The 18,097-nt window shown below is 37.5% G+C and carries 22 protein-coding genes and 1 other annotated feature; of the genes, 7 read left to right on the top strand and 15 right to left on the bottom strand.

Features of this window, described 5'->3' with window-relative positions:
• Window positions 1–14 precede the first annotated feature (14 nt).
• Window positions 15–1,088, bottom strand: a complete 1,074-nt coding sequence (gene comGB / locus MKY07_RS12055; protein ID WP_339262375.1) for a competence type IV pilus assembly protein ComGB — start codon at window positions 1,086–1,088, stop codon at window positions 15–17.
• Window positions 1,069–2,085: a competence type IV pilus ATPase ComGA gene (comGA, locus tag MKY07_RS12060; protein ID WP_082990814.1), complete on the bottom strand. Its 1,017-nt coding sequence runs from the start codon at window positions 2,083–2,085 to the stop codon at window positions 1,069–1,071. Before comGA ends, comGB begins: the two co-directional genes overlap by 20 nt.
• A gap of 182 nt (window positions 2,086–2,267) precedes the next feature.
• Between comGA and MKY07_RS12065 the strand changes: the two genes are divergently transcribed.
• Both MKY07_RS12065 and MKY07_RS12070 read left to right on the top strand, forming a co-directional pair.
• On the top strand, window positions 2,268–2,966 hold the full coding sequence (locus MKY07_RS12065) for a helix-turn-helix domain-containing protein (protein WP_008404361.1): 699 nt from the start codon (window positions 2,268–2,270) through the stop codon (window positions 2,964–2,966).
• A 117-nt stretch (window positions 2,967–3,083) separates the two neighbouring features.
• Window positions 3,084–3,326, top strand: coding sequence for a DUF2626 family protein (locus tag MKY07_RS12070; protein WP_008404362.1), 243 nt, complete (start codon window positions 3,084–3,086; stop codon window positions 3,324–3,326).
• 55 nt (window positions 3,327–3,381) lie between these two features.
• Here MKY07_RS12070 and MKY07_RS12075 read toward each other — a convergent pair whose 3' ends face one another.
• Window positions 3,382–4,026: an MBL fold metallo-hydrolase gene (locus MKY07_RS12075; RefSeq protein ID WP_008404363.1), complete on the bottom strand. Its 645-nt coding sequence runs from the start codon at window positions 4,024–4,026 to the stop codon at window positions 3,382–3,384.
• A gap of 172 nt (window positions 4,027–4,198) precedes the next feature.
• On the opposite strand from MKY07_RS12075, the gene MKY07_RS12080 reads away from it, so the two are divergent.
• Complete coding sequence (locus tag MKY07_RS12080) at window positions 4,199–4,375, top strand: DUF2759 domain-containing protein (protein WP_008404364.1); 177 nt, start codon at window positions 4,199–4,201, stop codon at window positions 4,373–4,375.
• Window positions 4,376–4,463: 88 nt separating this feature from the next.
• On the opposite strand, the gene MKY07_RS12085 is transcribed toward MKY07_RS12080, so the two are convergent.
• The 4 genes from MKY07_RS12085 to rpmG form a co-directional block, all read right to left on the bottom strand.
• On the bottom strand, window positions 4,464–6,365 hold the full coding sequence (locus tag MKY07_RS12085; RefSeq protein ID WP_008408518.1) for an LTA synthase family protein: 1,902 nt from the start codon (window positions 6,363–6,365) through the stop codon (window positions 4,464–4,466).
• Window positions 6,366–6,678: 313 nt separating this feature from the next.
• Window positions 6,679–6,879 (bottom strand): YqgQ family protein, encoded by a 201-nt coding sequence (locus MKY07_RS12090; protein ID WP_008408519.1) that lies wholly within the window; start codon window positions 6,877–6,879, stop codon window positions 6,679–6,681.
• A 17-nt stretch (window positions 6,880–6,896) separates the two neighbouring features.
• The gene (locus MKY07_RS12095; protein WP_339262379.1) at window positions 6,897–7,460 is read right to left on the bottom strand and encodes a 5-formyltetrahydrofolate cyclo-ligase; all 564 of its coding nucleotides are present in this window, start codon (window positions 7,458–7,460) and stop codon (window positions 6,897–6,899) included.
• Between the two features lie 143 nt (window positions 7,461–7,603).
• Window positions 7,604–7,753 (bottom strand): 50S ribosomal protein L33, encoded by a 150-nt coding sequence (gene rpmG, locus MKY07_RS12100; protein ID WP_008408521.1) that lies wholly within the window; start codon window positions 7,751–7,753, stop codon window positions 7,604–7,606.
• Between the two features lie 224 nt (window positions 7,754–7,977).
• Between rpmG and MKY07_RS12105 the strand changes: the two genes are divergently transcribed.
• From MKY07_RS12105 to MKY07_RS12115, 3 genes are all read left to right on the top strand, one after another.
• On the top strand, window positions 7,978–8,442 hold the full coding sequence (locus MKY07_RS12105; protein WP_339262381.1) for a hypothetical protein: 465 nt from the start codon (window positions 7,978–7,980) through the stop codon (window positions 8,440–8,442).
• A complete protein-coding gene (locus MKY07_RS12110) occupies window positions 8,439–8,927 on the top strand; it encodes a hypothetical protein (RefSeq protein WP_014823428.1) in 489 nt (162 codons plus the stop codon). The genes MKY07_RS12105 and MKY07_RS12110 overlap by 4 nt, the downstream gene beginning before the upstream one ends.
• 73 nt (window positions 8,928–9,000) lie before the next feature.
• Window positions 9,001–10,206, top strand: a complete 1,206-nt coding sequence (locus tag MKY07_RS12115) for an MFS transporter (protein WP_339262384.1) — start codon at window positions 9,001–9,003, stop codon at window positions 10,204–10,206.
• Between the two features lie 19 nt (window positions 10,207–10,225).
• Here MKY07_RS12115 and MKY07_RS12120 read toward each other — a convergent pair whose 3' ends face one another.
• Window positions 10,226–11,077: a DegV family protein gene (locus tag MKY07_RS12120; RefSeq protein ID WP_339262385.1), complete on the bottom strand. Its 852-nt coding sequence runs from the start codon at window positions 11,075–11,077 to the stop codon at window positions 10,226–10,228.
• Between the two features lie 239 nt (window positions 11,078–11,316).
• On the opposite strand from MKY07_RS12120, the gene MKY07_RS12125 reads away from it, so the two are divergent.
• Complete coding sequence (locus MKY07_RS12125) at window positions 11,317–11,787, top strand: redoxin family protein (protein WP_014823425.1); 471 nt, start codon at window positions 11,317–11,319, stop codon at window positions 11,785–11,787.
• Window positions 11,788–11,842: 55 nt separating this feature from the next.
• Here the strand turns inward: MKY07_RS12125 and MKY07_RS12130 are convergent, their stop codons facing one another.
• The 7 genes from MKY07_RS12130 to MKY07_RS12160 form a co-directional block, all read right to left on the bottom strand.
• The gene (locus tag MKY07_RS12130; RefSeq protein WP_339262387.1) at window positions 11,843–12,706 is read right to left on the bottom strand and encodes a hypothetical protein; all 864 of its coding nucleotides are present in this window, start codon (window positions 12,704–12,706) and stop codon (window positions 11,843–11,845) included.
• Complete coding sequence (locus MKY07_RS12135) at window positions 12,696–13,190, bottom strand: sigma-70 family RNA polymerase sigma factor (RefSeq protein ID WP_008408530.1); 495 nt, start codon at window positions 13,188–13,190, stop codon at window positions 12,696–12,698. The genes MKY07_RS12130 and MKY07_RS12135 overlap by 11 nt, the downstream gene beginning before the upstream one ends.
• A 108-nt stretch (window positions 13,191–13,298) precedes the next feature.
• Window positions 13,299–13,670: a DUF5071 domain-containing protein gene (locus MKY07_RS12140; protein ID WP_339262389.1), complete on the bottom strand. Its 372-nt coding sequence runs from the start codon at window positions 13,668–13,670 to the stop codon at window positions 13,299–13,301.
• Window positions 13,667–14,248 carry an aminodeoxychorismate/anthranilate synthase component II gene (locus MKY07_RS12145; RefSeq protein ID WP_339262391.1) on the bottom strand — a complete coding sequence of 194 codons (582 nt, stop codon included), beginning with the start codon at window positions 14,246–14,248 and terminating at the stop codon, window positions 13,667–13,669. Before MKY07_RS12145 ends, MKY07_RS12140 begins: the two co-directional genes overlap by 4 nt.
• Window positions 14,245–15,633, bottom strand: coding sequence for an anthranilate synthase component I (trpE, locus tag MKY07_RS12150; protein ID WP_339262393.1), 1,389 nt, complete (start codon window positions 15,631–15,633; stop codon window positions 14,245–14,247). Before trpE ends, MKY07_RS12145 begins: the two co-directional genes overlap by 4 nt.
• A 54-nt stretch (window positions 15,634–15,687) precedes the next feature.
• Window positions 15,688–15,889: a binding site (T-box leader), on the bottom strand.
• Window positions 15,890–15,939: 50 nt separating this feature from the next.
• Window positions 15,940–17,307, bottom strand: coding sequence for a hypothetical protein (locus tag MKY07_RS12155; RefSeq protein ID WP_339262395.1), 1,368 nt, complete (start codon window positions 17,305–17,307; stop codon window positions 15,940–15,942).
• Window positions 17,304–17,945, bottom strand: a complete 642-nt coding sequence (locus MKY07_RS12160; RefSeq protein ID WP_008408535.1) for a hypothetical protein — start codon at window positions 17,943–17,945, stop codon at window positions 17,304–17,306. The genes MKY07_RS12155 and MKY07_RS12160 overlap by 4 nt, the downstream gene beginning before the upstream one ends.
• Window positions 17,946–18,097 lie beyond the last annotated feature (152 nt).

The following is an 18,097-nucleotide window of genomic DNA, read 5'->3' on the forward strand; positions in this document are numbered from 1 at the left end:
TGTTCCACCCTTTCTTATATAAAATCAATGACATCATACATCGGAATTAAAATACTCAAATAGGCAGCAATAACACAAATGGCAATGATCACAAAAAGCAGCGGCTGAATAATTGCCAGTATTCGTTCAATTATCTTCTGTAGCTTTTCATCCAAAAGCTCACAATATAAAATAAGCTCCCGTCCTAATAAGCCGCTCGCCTCACCATGTGCAATAAAGTGCTCAAACTTCGGATAAAAGTAGCCGACGACTTCCACCGTCCGCTCCAATGAATCGCCAATAAGAATGCGTTCTTGAAGTGAACCAGCAATATAGGCAATCTGCTTTTGGTGCTGTTGGGATTTTAAATGATCGAATGCCTTTTGGAGCGAGAAGCCAGCTAATAATAAATTGCCTAAATGGCGAGCAAACTGTCTCGTCAGAAAAAGTCGCCAAAAAAGGCCGATTAAAGGGAGCTTAAACAGTAGATGAAGCTGTAAATCGATTCGCTTCTTACGGATATAATAAACAAAAATGGAAAGAACAATGACCAGAACAATTCCAACTGCAATAATGTAGTCTGGCATATGGAGGAAAAACGTCGACCACTGAATGCTTGCGGACGATTCGCTATGGACGCGGGATGTAATAACAGAAGACATATTCGGCAGAAAGTATGTTCGAAAGGCTAAAAACAATATAATTAAAAATGTAAATAAAATGAGCGGATATGACATCACTTTTATTAGTTTCATTTTCGCCTGCTGTTGAAAAACGAGCTGTTTTGCAACAAGACCAATTGCTTCGCTTAGTTTGCCCGTCGCTTCCGCCAACTCAATAGATACTAAATATTGTGTATCAAGAGAAAGTAGCTGAAAAACTTGTGTTACACTACCACCCCCACGCAATATATTCGATATTTCCTGTTGGAGGGGCTCATATTGTTTTACATGATAGGGCAATAGCATTTCGATACTATGGGCAAATGTATAGCCTTCATTTAACAGTGTGGAAATTCGTTGGAGTAATGTAGGGAGCTCTGAGGACTTAATGACAGGTTTTTTATATAAAGCAGCAGTTGCGGTATTTTTAAGGAGCGGTATATTCATAGTATTCTCCTAGAAGCTTTGCCCTTTGACCTGCCAATGTTTGATCAAACGGTAATGTAAAAGATCTATCTTGGATAATTGATTCAAAGGCAAGCTGTAATTGATCGTCAGTTAAAAATTCGAAAATCGCTTTATAGCCGTTAACCTTCGTTTCGATTAGCCGCTGTGAAACAACCGCTCTAAGCATCTGCCGCATCTCCTCAAGTGAAACCGATAAATCATGAAGCCGGTAAATACAGTTCACCGTATCCTTTGCATGTATCGTTGATATGACGAGGTGTCCGGAGAACGCTGCTTCTATGGCAACCTTTGCCGTTTCTCTGTCCCGAATCTCCCCTAACATAATAACTTCGGGAGAATGCCTTAAAATTGCTTTTAAACCTGCTGAATACGTCATTCCGGCTCGCTCATTCACTTGTATTTGTAATAGCTGCTCTTGTCTGCTTTCCACTGGATCCTCCAATGATATGACGTGACGGGATAAATGCTGTGAACAATATTGGAGCAGTGAATATAACGTTGTCGTTTTGCCGGTTCCGGTCGCACCGCTAATCAAGATTAACCCGCTTTCAAGACTGGCCAATTGATACAGCTGTTCAACACTTTCCTGGAAATGACATAAAGTCTGTAAGGGGACGGTATAATTTTGACGTAATATTCGAACGGCTAAACTTTCTTTAAAGAAGCTGGAAGGTAATGTGGAAATACGGAACGCATACATGGACTGGTCAATAAATTTTTGGAAGGAACCACTCTGAGGCTTTCTCTTTTCACTAATATCAAGCGAAGAAAGAAATTTAAAATAGGAAATCATACGGGTAGCGAGCTCTGTAGGAAGTTCATCTTCCTTTTCAAAACGGCCGTATTTTCTCATTAATAAATCATAGCACCCTTCTCTGGGGAGTAAATGGATGTCGGTCACATTAAGCTGCGCTGCATTAGATAAAAGCTCCAAACATTTTTGTTCAATGATTGATAATGGTTTAATCGAAATCACCCCTTTATTTAAGATGACTCCATTATAAATGGATTGTCTAGTATTTTATATAAAAACAGATAAAATTTCTTTTTAATAGGAATTTTCTTTCTATATCAACAAATTCACTAATAATTCATGTAGAATATTAGTTAAGCTAGCATTTTTAAATTTTAAATTTTTACCGTATTGGGGGTTTATATATGATTCATCCGATTAAAATTTCTAGCACTTTTGCCGATGAAACCCGGTTTTCCATTTATGAATTTATGTTACAGCAAAAGCAATTTTTATCCGTTCAAGATATTGCAGATCAATTTAAAATCCACTCCAATGTAGCACGCCTGCATTTAACGAAACTTGCAGAAATCGGTGCCATAACATCAGAACATTTAAAAACCGGAAAAGGCGGCCGACCTGGAAGAGTATATAAAGCAAAGCAAGAAGGAATCAATTTAAGTATTCCTCGACGCGAGCCATCTTCATTAGTTAAATGGTCACTTGAACTTATTCGCGAGCTTGGTGAAGATGCTCTGAGCAAAGCACAGGAAATCAGTTACCGTGACGGAAAACAATCGATGCTTGAACAAATGAATTCACATAAACGAAAATCTCCCTATACATTTGATGAGAAATTGGCCATGTTAACTAAAAGTGCGACATTAATAGGTTATATACCGGAAGTTATTGAAGATAATCAATCCAAATCCATTATATTCTCACTTTTCAACTGTCCCTTCCAAGAACAGTTAATGAACTACGGAGAAATTGTATGCCAACTCCATGAATCCTTTTTGTATGGACAAGTTGATACACTGTTTGAAAGTCATGAAATTACAAAAATAGAAAGTATGGTACATGACTGTGACTTCTGTAAATACAAAATTTCCGTTCACAATTAATGGAAAAATTATTCATTTGTCACAACTCTTCCATATCTCGCAGTTTACATTATCCAGAAACTTGATTTATAATGAATGAGAGACTATTCTATTTTTTTAGAAAAGGAGGGATATTTCATGAGCAATATGTATAAAGTTATGGCATTCTGGACTGCTATTTTTGCCGTTATGTTCTACCTTGGAGGTATGAACGAGGTTTCGCTATTATTCGTAGGTAATACAGGTTTATTTTTATTATTAGGCTTCTTAAATCTTTCAGAACGCATGTACATGTACATTTTTGGCGCATACTTAACTGTTTTCTTCGCCGGTTTCACCTATTACACAACATTCATACACACTCCAGGTGGCGGACATTAAAAAACGACACGCTCTTCAATCGAGAGCGGTCGTTTTTTCATTTACATAGGGATAATTAAAAGCCATTTAAAAACGGGTTGGAATCCATTTCAGCAGCTGGTGTCGTATAATCACCATGCCCGGGATATATAATTGTATCTTCCGGTAATGATAATAGCTTATCGTGAATCGATTTTAGCAAGACATTCATGGACCCACCGATCAAATCAGTACGTCCAATGCTTTGTTCAAATAATGTATCGCCTACAATCGCAAAAGCATCATCTTTGAAAATAAAGGATACACTTCCCGGAGAATGTCCTGGTGTATGGGCTACCGTAAAGGTAAACGCACCGATAGTCATTTCTCCTTCTTTTCGGATAATATGTTCTCCATCGGGTTTTTTAACAATATAATTTGGCAATTCCGCATATTTGCCCGAACCATTTTTCATTGGATCAGCAAGCCATTCCACTTCTTTTTCATGTACATACAGCGGAATATTATATATTGCCCGTACCGCATCCACTCCACCGATATGATCAAAATGGGTATGGGTTAATAAAATCGCTAATGGATTCAAGCCATTTTTACGTAATTCATTTACAATACGTGCCCCTTCTTCACCTGGATCAAAAATTAAACAGTCTTTTTCTTTATTGCTTACAATATAGCAATTAGTTTGTATCGGTCCAAGACTATATTTTCTAACATTTAACATGGATTATCACCTCAGTTTCCATTATACATTTTTTCAATCGTTCTGATAGAGAAAGTTATCGTTCAAACAAACGCCACTTTTAGTTCTCGACAAACGATTTGGAAACCTTTACAATAAAAGAGGAATATTGTTGAGACATTTTTTGGAATGTTGAAAGGAGTGTCAATTTTTTATGAACTTATTAATGGTTATTTTTGGTTTAGTTGCAATTTTTGGCGTAATTGGCATATTCCAATCAATCAAAGAAAAAAACCTTTTAGCTGCTGCTTTTAACGCTTTAGCTGCAGGTGTTTTCGGTTGGTTCGTCATTATGACGGTTTTAAATCAAGGCTATCCACCAACCCACTAATTGCAACCAAAAAACGTATTGCTCCAAGCAATACGTTTTTTATATGAAGAAAAAAAGCTGCCCCCGAATTTCTTCGGGGCAGCTTTCATTATTTATAATTCGTATCAATCAGCAGATTTCCTGTTTCTGTATCATAGAAACGCAACAGGTCACCATTAATAATTTGATCCGAGTATTCTAATTCTTGCGTTGCACGATCAATAAATGGCTGACACGCTTCCGTATCAATTGCTTCTCCCGACTCCCGGTCGTAGCATACTTCACCTGCATATACATATTTATCTGTTACAAAGCGACCATCACGGAAGATAACGAAATCCTCATGCTCTTCTGAGAACAGGTCAGCACCTAATTGCATATCTTTTGAAGTCTCAATTCCTAACAGGTGCAGTAATGTAGGACGAATATCCAGTTGACCCGCTACATTATCCATCACTTGTCCATCATTCGAACCAGGGATGTGAATATATAATGGGACAGCCTGTAAAAGTGCACTGTCATATGGTGTAATTTCTTCTTTGTTTAAATATTTTGCCATTGCTTTATTATGGTTTTCGGAAATCCCATAGTGGTCTCCGTACATCACAATAATTGAATTTTCATATAAGCCCTGTTCCTTTAAATCATCAAAGAATTCCTTCACCGATTCATCCAAGTAGCGAACTGTTTGGAAATAACGATTTAAAGTTCCTGAATTTGAATCGTATTCCGGAATCATTATATCTTCCGGATCCAAATAGAACGGATAGTGGTTTGTTAATGTAATTAAACGGCTGTAAAACGGCTGTGGCATTTCTTTCATCAATGCTGCAGATTGTTCAAAGAAAGGAATATCCTTTAATCCCCAGTTTACAGATGTTTCCTCTGTTACATTGTAAGATTCGAGATCATAAAACTGATCTAGTTTGAATGATTTGTAAATCATGTCACGATTCCAGAATGATTTATTGTTCGCATGCATAACATTTGTAAAATACCCATTCTCCCCTAATCGCTCTGCAAAGGAATTATACGTATTTTCACCATGTGTAAAGAATACTGCCCCTCGACCTAAACCATACAATGAGTTTTCGAAAATAAACTCAGAATCCGAAGTTTTCCCTAATCCCGTTTGGTGGTAAAAGTCGCTGAAGTAATACGTATCCTTATCGTTTGTTAATGAATTCAGGAAAGGTGTCACCACTTCCCCATTCATTTCTTCGTTAATAACAAAAGACTGCAATGATTCCAGTGATACGGCAATTACATTTCGGCCTTCATACTTGCCGAACATTTCAACATTAGGTTCCGCCTGGTTAGCACGAACATAGTTGCTTACTTCAACAAGCTCACTCCCGTCAGCCAATGCACGCTGGGCTGACGATTTCGACTGAACATAAACATCGTATAGATGATAGTTGTACGTTCCGATATTTTTCACTAACAGTTCACGATCAAATGCTCGTGTCAATAATTGCGGACGTTCTGTTTCAGCTAAGCCTAAGTTTAAAAACAAAATAGCTGCCGTCATGACAAAGTAAGCTTTACGCGCATCTTTACGAATAGGTAGTAACTGCTCATCCGCTTTCGGTAAAAACTTCACAGCAATAATAATCAGTAAAACATCGACAAAGTAAAATATGTCCATCCAGCTAATAATAGCTGCTGCTGATGTTCCCAACTCTCCAAAATTGCTCGTTTGAAACAAAACAGGCAATGTTACAAAGTCATTATAGAAACGGTAAAAGGCAACATTTCCGTATACTACGAAGGACAGTAAAATACTACTGCCAACAATATAGCGATTTCGTGCTTTTTGTGATTTCAAGAACAATGACAATCCATAGAAGAACAATAAGAAGCTTAATGGATTGATAATCAAAATTAACAATTGCATTGCATTTTCTATCTTCATATCAAAGCTAGTTTCATAAACAATTACAGTTTTAATCCAGGTTGCTATTACGGCAATCGCTAATATCGAATGTTTAGGCCATTTAAAATCTTTCATATCCTATACATCCTCTCTTTACATATTCGATTTTTTTTAAATACATTGTTTTATTTGTGTAAATTCCTTATTCAAACAAAATCTATGTTAAAGCTTTTCAAACAAATCCGCAACATTATTTCGTTTAAACAGATTACATTCATAAAATAGCACTATTATTTAGTACGTATTAACTTCGAAAAGGTTTCGTTAAATATGAAAACAGCGGTTTATTCCCGCTGTAACACTCAGGGTATGTTCATCAAAAAGTCCAAAACCCTAAGTAAACAAGTAACCCTTTATCCGACCTTTACTATTATACGTTAAATTCCAGTTATTTTCCTGCTTTAAGCCTTTGCTCTTCCTGGCGCAAGATTAACAAGGCCATTTGAAAATCTTTCGTCTCGATAAATTTAGATTTATATAATTCCTTAATTTCGTCTTCCATTAAGTACAAATCTCCAATACGGTCCTTTGTATAAATGTAAATGCCGTATTGTTTTAAGATGCCAAGCACATCCAACATTGACTTCATTCTCGTTCCCCCACCATTTATTCGCAGATTATGCGATTTTTGTCTGTAAGTAGTATATGTACCGGAAGATCATGTGATTCTCTCGGTATTTCGTTCAACAGCTGCTCCTCAAACGCCAACGATATCCGCATCCCTTTAAACCCGACTAAATAGCGATCATAATAGCCCCCGCCAAATCCAATACGGTACCCATGACGATCGAATACTACCCCTGGTACAATCATTACATCAATTTGTTCTTTTTCGACCAGTTCCGTTCGTTCAGGTATCGGTTCTAATATATTTTTATAAGCTCGTTCGGTTTCATCAAAACTGTTAATTTTGTAAAACTGCATCGAACGATCTTTAGGATTACATTTCGGAACTGCAATATATTTATTTAATTTCCATAATTCCTCAATAATAAACGTCGTATCCACTTCCGGCTGGTCTGATAATGTAATGGCGATAATATTTGCTTTTTGAATAGATGGTTCTTGTACTAATTGCTGAGCGATTTCCAATGAACGTTCACGATATGCCTGATCGTTCATTTTGGACAATTTTTCCTGCACTTTTATACGATAGTCTCTTTTCTCCAAACAAATCCCTACTTTCAATAAAGCTGTTTTAAGTTAAACATTACTATCATAAATCAAATTTGTTGAATCATCATAGTAAAATTTAAGAGGGTAGCAAGTAAAAAGCCAAAACCAACGAGTGGTTTTGGCTAAATGAGCGATTATTACTTTGTTTCACGGTGAAGAGTGTACTTCTTCTCGCGAGAGCAATATTTTTTAAGTTCAAGACGCTCTGGATTGTTACGCTTGTTCTTTTTTGAAATGTAGTTACGTTCGCCGCAGTCTGTGCAAGCTAAAGTAATGTTTACGCGCATCATTAACCCTCCCACTCTAAATTAAGAATAAATTTATTTGAGCATGATTTATACGACTTACCTATTATAACACACTGTTTCAAAAAATCTAGTATGATTTCTTAATAAGTTTTACTATGTTAAAATAAAGGGAATCTGCAGTAGGAAAACGCATTTCCTATTATAAAAATTGCTTGTTTCCTGTCTAAACTAAGAAATAGATTAAATGAAATGGAGGATTTCATATGGGACTTTCTTCAATATTAATGATTGCCGGTATTGCTGTCATTATTATATCCCTATTATTTAAAGATAAATCAGCACGTGTTGAAAAAGATGTAGAAGATTTATCGATCAATATTTATCAAGAAACGAATGCTTTAAAACGACGCGTAAAAGCATTGGAAGAGGAACTGCTTGTAGAACCTAATTTTCAAGTAAGAAAACCTTCTTCTGTCCAACAAAACTCAGCGCAGCAAGCAGCGTTTTCATCTTTTCAGCAAGTGGCAGCACAAGTAAAAGCGGCTCAAAGCAATGGAACGGCTCCTAAAGTTAATCCGTCAAAAAGCACGAAGCCTATTAACGGCATTCTAGTTAGCCAAGTGCTCGCTCTCAATAGTCAAGGTCTATCGATCGAGGAGATCAGTAAACGCTCCACATTATCACATGCTCAAATCCATTCGATTATAGCAAATGGAGGTCAACAATGAAATCATCGTTGCGAGCATTTGGTATCGGTCTTTTTGTGGCAGGTGCGTGCATGGCATTGTTTGACCAGCTCCCTTCTGATTCCAATGAGAAAGAGATCGCCGCTTATGAGAAGCAAGTAAAAGACTATGAAAAACAAATTGCTGAACTTTCAAAACAGTTAAAGGAGCAAAATCCGGTATCCGCCGATCCATCAAAAGTGGACAAGCAAACGAATAGTGCAACCGCTGAGAATACTTCTGTTACAAAAAAAGAGACTGATTCAGGTGTTGTTGAAGCGACAATTTATATTTATGAAAATGTTTCAATTTATACAATTGGCCAACAGGCAGAAGACTTAGGCATTGTAGCAAATGGTCGTGAACTTGAACTTTATTTGTCAAAACCGGAATTTGCACGTTCTATTCAAAAAGGTGCATTTGATCTCCGCTCTGATATGACAATCGAGGAAATTGCCCAAGTGTTAACAGGGCAACCGACCGAATAACTACAAATCGTATCATACAATTCTTCTTCCAAACTATCGATTATTCAAAAGTATTCATGATTGAAGGGATTATATGGACTACATAAAAAAAGGAACAAAAGCTTTTACAATGACCAATATCGCGTTATTTGCTGCAGGTTTTATCACTTTTGCCAACCTATATATTACGCAGCCGTTAATGCCGCAGTTTTCCGATGATTACAATGTATCCCCTGCAGTAGCCAGTTTATCATTATCTGCTGCTACATCCATTCTGGCATTTAGCCTGTTACTATTCGGTTCATTGTCGGAAGCTTGGGGGCGAAAAAAATTGATGACTGCTTCGATTTTTGCGGCTTCCTTTTTAACACTCGCTTTAGCATTTGCTCCCAATTTTGAGACGATTCTCGCATTGCGTATGATTCAAGGTTTTGTATTTGCCGGGGTTCCTGCCATTGGGATGGCTTATTTAGGAGAAGAAATGGATCCTTCCAGCTTAGGCGTGGCAATGGGTCTTTACATAAGTGGAAATGCGATTGGAGGTTTATCGGGGCGTATAATAATCGGTACGATGAGTGATTTGTTCAGCTGGCAGATGGGGATGATTGTGCTTGGGGTTTTAAGCATCATCATCAGCTGCTACTTCGTATGGGCACTACCCGAATCGAAACACTTTACTCCACGCCCATTACAATTCCGATTGCTGACTAAAACACTATTCCAGCATATAAAAGATAGAAGGCTTGTTTTATTGTTCGGGATTGGATTTACTTTAATGGGCAGCTTTGTGACAATGTACAATTATATCGGCTTCAAACTGGTCGAGCCTCCTTATAATTTAAGTATGACATTTGTAAGTTGGCTATTTGTTGTTTATTTAGTCGGTACGTGGAGCTCTACATGGTTTGGAAATTTGTCTGATCAATATGGCCGGCAAAATGTTCTATATAGCGGCATTGTCATTATGTTCGTTGGCGTAATGCTCACTTTCCCTATAAGTTTGCCGTTGAAAGTAGGCGGACTCATTATTTTCACTTTCGGATTTTTTGGCGCCCACTCCATTGCAAGCGGCTGGGTCAGTTTTTTAGCCAAAATCGACAAAGCCCAAGCATCTTCATTATATTTGTTTGCCTATTATATGGGGTCAAGTATCGGGGGGACAGTAGGCGGTATTTTTTGGATGCACTACGGATGGACAGGCATTGTCCTTTTCATCGGATCGGCACTCGTCCTTACATTTACTTTTGCAGGCTTCATTCATTACTATCAATCTAAATACGAAAAAATGCAGAGCCCCTAGAAAGTGGCCCTGCATTTTTTTATTCTCGTATCCATGTCAAACCTAATGTTCCTTCACCCGCATGGACACCTACACAGGCAGAAAGCGGTGTTGGAGTAAATTGAATTGATGGAAAAGCCTTCAACAACTCTTTTTTCCACTCGATAGCCCCTGCTTCATTATTACAGTGAATAATTGCTACTTCCTTTACAGGTGACTTTAAAATGGCACGTTCAAGTTTTTCGATGACCGCTTTTTTGGCACGATTATCAGCGCGTACTTTTTTCGTTACCTCAACGCCGCCTTCTTTATTGTATTCAATTACGAGTTTAATATTCAGTAAATTACTAAGGAACATGGCCATTCCTGATACACGTCCACTTTTATGCAATTGCTCCAAGCTAGCAGGGATGAAAGCAAGTTCCGCCTTACCACGCATTGCTTCAATTTTCTCAACGATTACTTCTGGCGTATGTCCTTGATTTTCATGCTCTATCCCGAGAGCCAGCATCACTTGCATTGGATATGAACCAATTTTTGCGTCAATGACATAGCTTTTGAAACCTGCCTGTTCTGCAGCCATTGGAGCACTTAATACTGTTCCTGATAGTTGTTCTGAAGTATGAATGGCAATGGCACAGTCATACCCTTGATCTTTTAGTTTTTCATACAATGCCACATGTTCGCCGAATGCTGGCTGAGATGTTTTCGGATGTTTTGGTGAATTTCTTAATTTATCGTAAAATTCATCGTGCGTCATGTCCACTGTTTCACGAAGAGCACCTTCCTCAAAAACGATGTTCAATGCAAGCACATGAATTGAGTGTTCTTGAATAAAACGTTCTGGTAATAAAGCTGCCGTATCTGTAATCCATGCAATTTTTTTGTTCATTGTAAAACTCCCTGATGTAAAATTTTTATGCCAACCAAAAATGTAAGCGCAATCACAATAATGGCACAGTGACACATGTCATATTTAAATAGATAAGTTCGGTGGCCGTCATTATTTCGACAAGAGTCATATTTTATTTTTGTGTTTTGATAATAGCAATTATTTTACATGTGTGCTTTATTTCAAGTACGATAAAATTACAAACCATTATATTAGTAGTTTCGAGGAGGAACGAAAGCATGAATATATACGATATTCCTGTTAAGACAGAAAAAGGCGAGCAATATGAATTAGATCGATATAAAGGCCAAGTAATGATGATTGTCAACACCGCAAGCAAGTGCGGATTTACAAATCAGTTTACACAGCTGGAGGAATTATACGAAAAATATAAGGAGGAAGGATTTGTCGTACTCGGCTTCCCTTCCGACCAATTTAAACAGGAGTTGTCTTCCGGTGAGGAAGCTGCCGAATTTTGCCGCTTGGATTACGGTGTAACGTTCCCGATGCACGAAATGATAAAAGTGAACGGTGCAGAAGCCCATCCATTATTTAAACATTTATCCTCCGAAGCAAAAGGTCTTTTAGGACAATCGGTAAAGTGGAATTTCACGAAGTTTTTAGTCGACCGTGATGGGAATGTCATTAAACGTTATGCACCACAAGATTCACCGACAAAAGCAGAAAACGATATCGCAAAACTACTTTAAGGGTCACTTATATATAATAGAAGAAAGCAGTCGAATATTATATTCGACTGCTCTTTTAAAATAAGAATTCCTCTTCCTCTGTTAGTTCCAAATATAATGGCATAACGATGAAAAACATCGCCGGGACATAAAAAGCCAGACTTAGAATAGTTAATGAAATCGGTAACCCAAACGAAGAAGAAAAAATAATCGTTGGCGTAGTAAGCATCGATAAGCCCCCAATTATTTGACGGTATTTTTTAGAATAAAACAGTTTTTGTCTACAAGAAGGGCAACGCAATTCCAGTTGAAACTTACATACCATTTTTCTCTGCTCTTTTTTAGAATACGAATAACCGCAATGCGGACAGCATACTTTCCCTGTTCTATTGCGGGCAAAGTAAAATAAAAGTACGATTTGCAAAATATTTATAAGCATGAAAATACTAAATCTCAGCCACTGCATATCCACTTCAAATATATGGATTGTGCTCCCGATTCCAGAAATAATAAACGGTGAGAGAATGATAAGCAAATAGCGCCATCTATAAACTGTTTCACGAAGTATGCGTATTTTCGGTTTTTGCCATCGCTTCATCGTAAAGAAAACAATTGTGGCAAGCACACCGTTGAGAATTAGGAGTAAACTAATGATGGCCACATGTTTGCCTCTTCTTATAACTTCAGCTGAATGTTCGTTTTCGTAACTCTCCGTTACAGGATCTGATGCTTGATTAAGAGGTGAAACGAACGGATCATTCGTCATCAAATATAAGAAAAACAGTGCCGTAAATACAAAAATTGGAGCAATCACAATCGTCCAGTTCTTATGACGTTTCGGGCGTTTGGAATGATCGATCGTTTGCATTAAATTTATCTTCTGTTGTTCCGTTAATTGCACTCTACTTAATTCTTGCTGCCACTTCTCCTTAATCATCATCCATCACCTCCACGCTTAATTTCGGCTTTAATTTTACTCTTGCCCGCTGCAATCGCGATTTCACAGTCGATACTGCCAACTCTAATAACTCGGCGATTTCAAAAACTGTCATCTCCTCATAATAATAGAGTAATAATACTTCCCGATCTTTAACCGGTAACGAAAGTACAGCAGCGGTTATTTCACCCTGTAATTCCTTCTCGACATAGATTTGTTCTGCACCTTTTTCATATTGCTGAAAAAACTGAGCAATAAAGAACTTCTTATTTTTCCAGCTTCGTAAATAATCATAGCTGCGGTTAATCGTCATTTTCACTAAATATGTTTTAATCGATGCTTTCTGTTCAAACTGATCGGATTTATGATAATAGTTTACAAATACGTCTTGAACAACTTCTTCAGCTGCTAAACGATCCTTTGTATAGATAAAAGCAATGCGGTACAAATAGTCACTGTATGTATCAATTAGCTTCTCAATTTCCACTAGCCGCCCTCCTTTCACCCCTATAGACGGAATTTATTAAAATTTGGACGCATTTCTATGTGAATTCACTAAAAAAACGCCTAACCAATGAACGATTAGGCGAATCTTTTATGGTTGAAAACTTAATAAAGCTTCTTTTGCGGCTTCAATATTATCTTCAGTAAAAGGTGTTTTCTCCATTGTGGCAATTTGTTCCACAGCATTTGCCAAAACGAGCTTCGAATAAAATGGCATCCTCGGTACAATCGCCACAAGACACCAGTAAATCCACATATCATCATCTCCAAGCAGCACCTCTTCAACAAGTGGTGTTAGTTCATTGGGATAATGAAGCAGCAGTTCTACCATTGGCTCGGCGATCGGCCAGTTCATATCTTGTACCCATTCAAGCAGCTGCGGCAATAATGGAATGACCGACTCTACTTCCATTGTTCCCAGTTTCTCTACTGCTGCAATATCATGTTTATCTTTTGGAATCATGCTAATACTTCTACCTTCTTTAAGAACATGCTAATCATGTCCTTACCAAGTTCTGTTCCGATTGACTCAGGGTGGAATTGCAGTCCATATACCGGATATTGCTTATGTTGAATGGCCATTATTTCCCCATCATCTGCGCTTGTAGCGACAATGTGGAAATCTTCGTGCAATGTTTGTTTTTCAATGATTAGCGAATGATATCGCATCACTTCTACTTCTCGTTCAAATTGTGCAAACAAACCCGTTTTTTCAAACTGCAGCAGGCTCGTTTTCCCGTGCATAATATTTTTGGCACGGCTCACCGTTGCACCAAACGCTTCGCCAATCGATTGATGGCCGAGGCAGATTCCCAATATCGGAATCTCTTTGTAAAGATCGCGGATCATTGCAATGACAATCCCTGCGTCTTTCGGTTCCCCGGGTCCTGGAGAAATAACTATTGCTTTCGGCTGCAATGCACGGATTTCCTCAACCGTGATGGCATCATTTCGAATAATTTTTATGTCTTCTCCAAACTGTGCAATTTGGTGATACAGATTATACGTAAATGAATCGTAATTATCAATCAGTAAAATCATTTCCGCACCTCCAGCAATGCTTTTGCTTTATTTAACGTTTCTTCATATTCCAATTCAGGGACAGAATCATAAACAATCCCTGCACCTGCCTGAACATAGGCTTTCTCATCTTTTATTATCATTGTGCGGATTGCAAGGGCTAAATCCATATCCCCCGAAGTCGATAAATATCCAATAGCACCCGCATAAATTCCGCGCTTTCTCTTTTCCAGCTCATTAATAATTTGCATCGCTCGAATTTTCGGCGCACCTGATACAGTACCTGCAGGCAGGCTTGATGCAATGACATCGACTAAGTGGGCATCGTCCCGTAATTTACCTGTTACTTCAGAAACGATATGCATCACATATTTATATTTTTCTATTTCCATATATTTTGTAACAGCTACTGTTCCAACCTGCGCAACCCGGCCAACATCATTTCGTCCTAAATCAACAAGCATTTTATGCTCGGCTATTTCCTTTTCGTCTTGCAGCAATGCATTTGCGATTGCTTCATCTTCTTGTGCATTTTGTCCACGTGGCTTTGTACCGGCAATTGGATTTGTTGTGACAAGCCCTTTTTGAACTTTCACGAGACTTTCCGGTGATGTGCCAAGAACCGTATAATCCCCGAATTCCATAAAGAACATATACGGCGAGGCATTTGACGTCCGTAGTTTGCGGTAAAGCGTCAATGCATTTTCACGGTAATCAGCTTCAAATGTTTGTGACAGAACAACTTGGAAAATGTCGCCATTACGTATATGCTGCTTTGCAGTTTCAACCATTTCAATAAAGCGTTCTTTTTTAATTGTCGGTGCGAACTGTACATCGATTTCTGTTGTGTGCTTATATGATACAAATGAAATCATCATTTGTTCGATATCATCCACTTTTTGTTGCATGAACTCCATGGAATGCCCCACCTGAAAAAGATCCATTGCTACAATGGATACTTGCTGTAGCAGATGATCGATGACGATGAATGTTTCATAAAAATAAACATGAACATCCGGCATATTGTATACATCGCCTACAATTTCCCCAATTTGTTCAAAATGATATGCTGTTTCATAGCCAAAATAACCGATTGCCCCGCCAAAAAAGGCGAATGGAGCTTCTTCATTTTGAATTGGCAATAGCTCCCTCAACAAAGTTAATACTGGTTTCTGCTCTGCCTTCAGCTCCTGATTATGGATAGAATAAGAACCGGATTCCGCATTCCCTTTCAGTTCACCAACGGGATTAAAGGCGATGAAGGAATAGCGCCCGTTTTGCTTAAATTTTGCATTGGATTCGAATAATACTTTTTTCGTTCCAACTATCGATTCAAAAATCGAAATAGGCGTGTACGTATCGCCATTTACCTGCTTCATTACATACTTATCTGTCTTTACTGCCATACTCATCTCTCCTCAGCTTTTCTTTTTTGTGAACACAAAAAGGCCCTTTCGTATTTAAAGGACGAAAGAGCCGTGGTGCCACCTTTATTGACTAAATTAATTAGTCCACTCAAAACTCGTAACGTGAGCGCTACGGCACAGCATTTCCTCTGTGCAGCTAGAAAGTCCATTCATAAAGTACGTTTACCGACTTCCACCAACCGTCAGCTCTCTATAAAACGCTGCTTTACTACTCTTTTTTCATCATCGCTTTTACTATACTTGCTATTGTATCGTTTCAGCCTGAGTTTTACAAACTATTTTAAATTAACTGTAAATATAAAGTTGCCCATGTGATTTTGCATAGTACAGACTCGCATCTGCAAAGGTGGCTAATTGTTCATACGATAATTCTTCTTGTGGAAGTTGATCTGAATGGATAAATCCAAAATGAATCGGAATTTCTACGACTCCTGATGTCGAATGAACAACATTCATTCGAAGTTTCTCCTCCAGTTTCATCAACAATTTAAAAAAGTCCGCTTCGGAAATATTTTGGATAAAGGCTTCCCCTGTATTTTTTGTTAATACATTCACTTTTGCATTATGTTCAAAAATATTCGAATAAATTGATTCAAATAATGTAAATAACAACTGCTCTGTGAATAAACTGCCGAACAACTCTTCAATTTTGTCCGTTATAAAGCACCAATGAATACAGTAAAGCGCCTCATTATTTGTAAGTGCCTGTTTTACATATTGGATCGTACTCTCTTTTGAAACAACATGAGGATATTTGATTTTAAGCGCGGTCGTTTCTTCTTCAAAAAATAAATCATCATGTATATTCCGTATTTTGCGTATATTTTCCGGCTCTCTTTTGTTCGTTTCAATCAGCTGCTGCATTTCCTCCCTATATCGGAAATGCTTCATTAGGCCAAAACGCTCCAGATACCTTTCAACTACCGACAATAATACAAAGTTACGCTGTTTTTCCAACTGTAAAAAAGCCTGCTCAAATAATTTCAGACTTTCTTGTCTTTGCCCAGAATTATAGTTTAAAATCGCTTCCGCAAAAAGCAGACTTCCCTCATAGTAAGGATGTTTACCTGTGAGCTGTTGTAAAATGCCATGCTTTATCCGATTAAATTCCACGTCATTATTTGTTGATGCATAATAATAGAGTGCTCCAAAATAACCTCGGACGATCGTCGCATTGATTGAAGTTAGTTTTTGTTTATAAAATTCCGCCAAACGAATGGCGATCGTTGCTTTTTCCGAGTCATTTATATAACGGTACTGTGCCGCCAAATTGAAGTAGTTGATAACGACAAGTTCATCATTCTGTAAAAAGTGGGCATATTCAAGCGATTTTTTTGCTGCTTCAATTGATTCATCATGATGTTTTGTAAAGATATGTTCGAGACTGTATAAGTAGTAGTAGATCATCTTATTCTCACTGTTTCCATATGTTAAGCAAAGCTTTTCATAATCATCCATGACCGCGTGAAAATTTCGATAGCTGCCTATTTCAAAATATGCTGAGGCCAAATATTCATAACATAGAAGAGCTTCATCATATCTCTTTTCTTCGAGAGTAGTCGGCAATGTAATTGTGCTAAACTGAATCACTTCCATATATTTCAGCTCTATAAATGAATTACGTAAATGTTCGATTTGGTTTAAAATTTTCATGATACTCGCCCACCCCAATCATTTATCAATCCAAATACAGCTTCATAAATTTCACTTGCCTCATCAATTGCTTGTTCAAATATAAGTTTGAGTGGCTGTTCATGTTCCTCCATAATTTCCTGCAATTCTTTTACTACCGTACTTTGCAATAACGCCAGTTGTTTCGGGTAATTTTCAACTTCTATATATTTCGAATCATAGTAAGGTCGTAAACTTTTATCTTTGAATTCTCTAAGGGCTAGAAAGTTTATTGCAATTTCTTCATTTTTCTTCATTTTCTCTAAAACAAACTGATCGAGTTTCAAATAAATATATATCGCACAGATAAATGCCAGTTTATCGTTCTCATATAACGCAAGCTGAATATAACGTTTTATTTGAAAGTTTTTAATTCTATCTAGTAAATAATTCCGCATTGGATAAATCATAATGTTTTCGGGATGAGCAATACGGTCAGCCTCTTCTGTATTCAGTAAATACCAAATATCAAATATTATGATAGAACGCTGGTATGAATCCTCACTGAAAGGTAGTATTAACGTGAACAAGTCAAGTTCATCTATCAATTGTTGAAATTGGCACATTTTTTCATCAGAAATTAAAAACATGCAATCTGCTACATCTATTTTAGCGTCCATGTAAAATATCCCACCTCAAATAACTGTCAGTTTCATCCATCATATCATAAACTTATAACTGTGAAGTATTTCATTTCGTTATCATTTTATTAAAAAAAGTGATGCGCTGGAAACTTCTTTTCCAGCACATCACTTTTCATCTTTTCGGGAGA

Source organism: Solibacillus sp. FSL W7-1472 (genome assembly GCF_037969775.1).
GTDB classification, from domain to species: Bacteria; Bacillota; Bacilli; order Bacillales_A; family Planococcaceae; genus Solibacillus; species Solibacillus silvestris.